Genomic DNA, 4,412 nt, shown 5'->3' with positions numbered 1-4,412 from the left:
GGGTTGAGGCGAGGAGGGTCGGCAGGTCCGTGCTGTAGGGGGAGGTGGTGGTGGGTGAGAGGAGGAGCAAGTCACCGGTCAGCGCGGGGTGTTCCGGGGTCCAGCGGCGCAGGGGCGTCGGCTGGGGGAGGCCCAGGCGGCGGGCGAGGAAGCGGCCGGGTCCGGTGGCGGTGAAGGTCAGGTAGCGGTCGGCCATTGTCCAACTCCCAGCTCGGTCGTAAATTTACTTCTGAGTAAGGTTACTCAAGGGTCAGGAGTTGGTCGAGACATGAGTCTTCCCGCTGTGCGCCGCGTCGCAGTCCTCGGCGGCACCCGCATTCCTTTCGCCCGTTCCGACGGGCCGTACGCCACCTCGTCGAATCAGGACATGCTGACCGCTGTCGTCGATGGGCTCGTGGAGGCGTACGGGCTGCGAGGGGAGGGAGTGGTCGGGGAGTTCGTCGCGGGAGCCGTGCTCAAGCACAGCCGCGACTTCAACCTCGCCCGCGAGGTCGCCCTCGGCTCCGCCCTCGACTCCCGTACGCCCGCCTACGACCTGCAACAGGCCTGCGGGACCGGGCTGCAGGCCGTCATCGCCGTGGCCAACAAGGTCATGCTCGGGCAGGTGGAGTCGGGGATCGCCGGTGGGTCCGACACGGCGAGCGACGCGCCGCTCGGGGTGAACGACGAGCTCAGGAAGGTGCTGCTGGCGGCCCGGCGCGCCCGGTCCGCGGGCGGGCGGCTGCGTGCCCTCGCGCGGGTGCGGCCCCGGCACCTCGTGCCCGACATTCCGCGCAACGCCGAGCCCCGGACCGGACTCTCGATGGGCGAGCACGCCGCGGTGACCGCCCGCGAGTGGGGGATCACGCGTGCGGCGCAGGACGAGTTGGCGGCGCTCAGCCATCAGCGGCTCGCCGCCGCGTACGAGCGGGGATTCCTGGCGGATCTCGTCGTGCCGTACGAAGGGCTCGCGCGGGACCAGAATCTGCGGCCCGGCTCGACCGTGGAGCAACTGGCCCGTCTCAAGCCCGTGTTCGGGGTGGAGGCCGGTGGGGCGACCATGACCGCGGGGAACTCCACACCGCTGACGGACGGCGCGGCCGTCGTGCTGCTGGGCAGCGACGAGTGGGCCGCGGGGCGGGGGATCGAGCCGCTGGCGCACCTCGTCGCCTGTGAGACCGCCGCGGTCGACTTCGTCCACGGGGATGTCGCAGGGGGCGAGGACGGTCTCCTGATGGCACCCGCGTACGCCGTGCCCCGGATGCTGGAGCGCGCCGGGCTCGGACTGGGGGACTTCGACTTCGTGGAGGTGCACGAGGCCTTCGCCTCGCAGGTGCTCGCCACGCTCGCCGCCTGGGAGAAGCGGGGCCTCGGCACCGTCGACCGGGCCCGGCTGAACGTCGCCGGGTCCTCGCTCGCCACGGGGCACCCCTTCGCGGCCACCGGCGCGCGGATCGTCGCCACCCTCGCCAAGCTGCTCGCCGAGCGGGGACGGCCGGGGAGGGGGCTCATCTCCATCTGTGCGGCGGGCGGGCAGGGCGTCACCGCGATCCTGGAACGGCAGTGACGGAGGGTGAGCGACGTTGCGCAGGGTGAGCGTGCGCTGAACGGGCGAGGGGCGTGACCCCCGCTTAGGGTGAGCGAGGGGCACACCCTGGGAGGTTGCCGTGCGCGGAGCTTGTGCAGTCGCCGGCGTCACCGTGCTGGTCGTCGTGGGAGCGGGCATGGCCGCCGCCGACGACGGCAGTGGGCGGCCCGATCTGGCGCGCTATTACACGCAGAAGATCAAATGGGGCACCTGCAAGGGCGACACCGAAGCCGCGGCGGAGGCCGCGGGCGGCGCCAAGGACATCCGGTGCGGGCACGTGAGCGTCCCGCTCGACTACGCCGACCCCGCCGCCGGGGACGTCGACGTCGCGATGATCCGGATGAAGTCCAGCGCGAGCGGCAAGCCGCGCGGCTCCCTGCTGCTGAACTTCGGCGGGCCCGGCGGCCCCGGCGTCTCCGCGCTCGCGGGCTCGCAGAAGGACTTCGGCTTCCTGAGCAAGGACTACGACGTCGTCTCCTTCGACCCGCGCGGGGTCGGCCTGAGCGAGCCCGTCAGCTGCGGCGACGCCGAGGAGAGCACCGATCCCTCGTCCGGCGGAACGGACGACGCGGCCGCCGTGCTCAAGGAGATGCGCAAGGTCGCCGCGGAGTGCGCGAAGAAGTCGGGACCCGTCCTGCCGCACATGGGGACCGTCAACGTCTCCCGCGACCTCGACGTCATGCGTCAGGCCCTCGGCGACAAGAAGCTCAACTATCTGGGGTTCTCCTACGGCACACGGCTGGGTGCCGTGTACGCCGCCCAGTTTCCCAAGAACGTCGGGCGGATGGTGCTCGACGGCGTCGACACACTGACCGAACCCGTCGCAGAGCAGTCCCTCGCGACGGCCGAAGGGCGCCAGACCGCTCTCGACAACTTCCTCACCTGGTGCACCAAGAACCCCGGATGCGTCTTCGGCACCGACTCGCGCAGCGCACGCACCGGCATGGTCAAGCTGATCGACGACATGGACCAGATGCCCCTGCAGTCCATGGACGGTCAGCAGTTCACCGGGCAGGACGTCGTCGGCGTACTCAGCCAGGCCCTGTACAGCAGGCAGGCGTGGCCCGCGCTCTCGCAGGCCCTGGGAGCGCTGCTCGCGGACGGCGATCCGCGGGCGCTGATCCGGATGAGCGGAGGGCTCGGGCACGCGGGGGGCGTGCCCAGGGCGTCGGCGGTGGGGGAGGAGACTCCCGCCGGTGACACGCCCGCCGACAACTTGGCCGCCGCTCTCATGGCCGTGAACTGCGCCGACGACCCCGACCGGCCCGGCGCCGCCCGCATAGAGAAGGAAGTCGGCAGGCTCCAGGAGGAGTTCGACGAAGCGTCGCCCGTCTTCGGCAAGTCGATGCTGATGCCCGTCCTGCTGTGCTTCGGGAGGCCGGCCGGGACCAGCTACATCCGTGAGGAGGTACGCGACGTCAAGACGCCCAAGCTGCTGCTCGTCGGCACGCGCGGCGACCCGGCGACGCCCTACCGGTGGACGGAGGAGACCGCGCGACGGCTCGGCTCGCAGGCCGTCGTCCTCGACAACAAGGGCGACGGGCACACCGGTTATCTGGGCTCCACGTGCGTGCAGGACAAGGTGAACGGGTTCCTGCTGTACGGCGAGACGCCCAAGACCAGGAGCTCCTGCGCGGCCGCCGAGTGAACGGGTGAGCGGGCGGACGGTGCTCAGGCCGACGAGGTCAGCTTCAGCATCGCCGTCTCGTCCGGGGTGTCCCGCGGGGCCTGGTAGACCACCATGCGCTGGCCGCCCGTCCTCGCCAGCTTCATCACCTCGTACGTGAGCGTCATCAGGCCGACCTTCGGGTGCTCGAACGACTTCGTGCCGCCGCCGCGCTCGCACACGTCGTACCGCTCCCAGATGCGGGCGAAGTCCGGTGACTTGAGGAGCAGTTCGCCGACCAGGCTGGTCAGCTGGGGCGAGTCGGTGTCGGTGCCGCCGATCGCGCGCAGGTGCGACACCGACTTGGCGACCGTCTCCTCCCACGGCTGGTACAGCACGCGGCCCACGGGGTGCAGGAACAGATAGCGCAGTACGTTGCGCTGCTCCGCCGGCCACTCCCACAGGCCCGGCATCAGGGCCTTGCCTGGGGCGTTGGCGGCCAGCATGTGGCTGTGCCGGCTCACCACGTACGCGGGCAGCGGGTCCAGCGCCTCCAGGGTGCGCAGCGTGGAGTCGCGGACCGTGTGGTCCGCCGTGGGGTGCGGCTCCGTGAGGCGGCCCGAGGCCAGCTCGGCCAGGTCGCGCAGCCGGTCGTGGCTGTCGCCCGCCAGGCGCAGCGCGCGGGCCAGGGCGTCGATCACGGCGGGCGAGGGGTTCGTCTCGCGGCCGCGCTCCAGGCGCGTGTAGTAGTCGACGCTCACCCCGGCGAGGGTGGCGAGCTCCTCGCGGCGCAGGCCCGGTGTGCGGCGGAGCCCCGTGCCCGCGGGGAGGCCCGCCTCGGCCGGGGTCACGCGGGCCCGGCGGGCCCGGAGGTAGCGGCCCAGTTCCGTGCCGGTCGCCGTGCCGGTGGCTGTGCCCGTGGTGGTCGTCATCCAGCCATTGTCCAGGGTGGTGATCGGCTGTGGGGGGCCGTGTCAGGGCCAGGAACGCGGCGCCCCGGTCGAGCGCGGCCTGTCACTGCGTGGGGCTCGGGCGGAGAGTGGTCCTTGTTGCGGAGGGCCTGGTCCTCTCGGCCCAGGGGGTGCGTGGCGCCGGGCCGCGGCCTTGGGGGTCTTGCCCTCCGCACGGTGCCGTTGCACTTGGCCTGAACCGTTGTGCCGCCCTGCCGCTCCGCGGCGGTTTCCCGTCGCTCCGCGACGTGTCTCCGTCGCTCCGCGGCGGGTTTTCCCACCCGCCCAC

Annotated in this window: 3 protein-coding genes and 1 pseudogene; 2 read left to right on the top strand and 2 right to left on the bottom strand. The window is 72.1% G+C overall.

Translation table 11 applies throughout. The annotated features are described in order from the left end of the window. Positions 1-196 (bottom strand): annotated as a pseudogene (locus AOK03_RS38640) (3-oxoacyl-ACP reductase); the annotation flags it as partial. Between the two features lie 72 nt (positions 197-268). Here AOK03_RS38640 and AOK03_RS38635 point away from each other — a divergent pair. Next, complete coding sequence (locus AOK03_RS38635; protein WP_055570029.1) at positions 269-1,546, top strand: acetyl-CoA C-acetyltransferase; 1,278 nt, start codon at positions 269-271, stop codon at positions 1,544-1,546. 157 nt (positions 1,547-1,703) lie between these two features. Beyond that, entirely contained in the window at positions 1,704-3,215 is a 1,512-nt protein-coding gene (locus AOK03_RS38630; protein ID WP_079075243.1) for an alpha/beta hydrolase, read from the top strand. Between the two features lie 23 nt (positions 3,216-3,238). Here the strand turns inward: AOK03_RS38630 and AOK03_RS38625 are convergent, their stop codons facing one another. Next, positions 3,239-4,105 (bottom strand): helix-turn-helix transcriptional regulator, encoded by an 867-nt coding sequence (locus tag AOK03_RS38625; RefSeq protein ID WP_055570027.1) that lies wholly within the window; start codon positions 4,103-4,105, stop codon positions 3,239-3,241. Positions 4,106-4,412: the final 307 nt, after the last annotated feature.

This window comes from Streptomyces atriruber, assembly GCF_001418325.1.
GTDB classification, from domain to species: domain Bacteria; phylum Actinomycetota; class Actinomycetes; order Streptomycetales; family Streptomycetaceae; genus Streptomyces; species Streptomyces atriruber.
Note: the sequence above shows the minus strand (reverse complement) of the source record. Positions and strands in the feature narration are given on the sequence as shown.